Raw genomic sequence first — 436 nt, forward strand, 5'->3', positions numbered from 1 at the left:
ATTCAAGATACCGACCTCATCATGGCCAATCAGCCCGACCAGACGACGCTGTTTTGGGCACTGGTCAGGCCTGGCAACTAGGCCGAGGTCGTCGAGCAAGCGCCAATGATGGACGGCCTGGATAAGAGCCTGCTCCCGGCTGGCACGAAACGTCTGGTCGAGTGACATTCGGGCATGACGAGGATCCGGGTCGGTGAGCGGAGACACCCACGTGAATTCGGCCAAGGTGTGGTGGCTCTCTAAAACTAGATAGTCCTTGACGATAATTGGTAAGTATCCTGGGCCCCCATCGGCGCGGGTTCCTGCCAGCGCGAGGGCATCGGGAGAACCAGAGCGATGCCCCTGGGGACACGATGGCAGTTCTGGACAGACGATGACGGGTGCCCCGGCATTGATAGCTCGGTGAGTTGCGGCTCGACGACTAGCCGGACTGGCC

1 protein-coding gene is annotated in these 436 nt (G+C 60.6%); it reads right to left on the bottom strand.

Features of this window, described 5'->3' with window-relative positions; translation table 11 throughout:
• Positions 1-225: hypothetical protein (locus tag K5Q99_RS22120; protein ID WP_220778156.1), on the bottom strand; the 225-nt coding region annotated here is incomplete at its 3' end.
• Between the last annotated feature and the right edge of the window lie 211 nt (positions 226-436).

The organism is Shewanella hafniensis (assembly GCF_019655335.1).
Lineage (GTDB): Bacteria > Pseudomonadota > Gammaproteobacteria > Enterobacterales > Shewanellaceae > Shewanella > Shewanella hafniensis.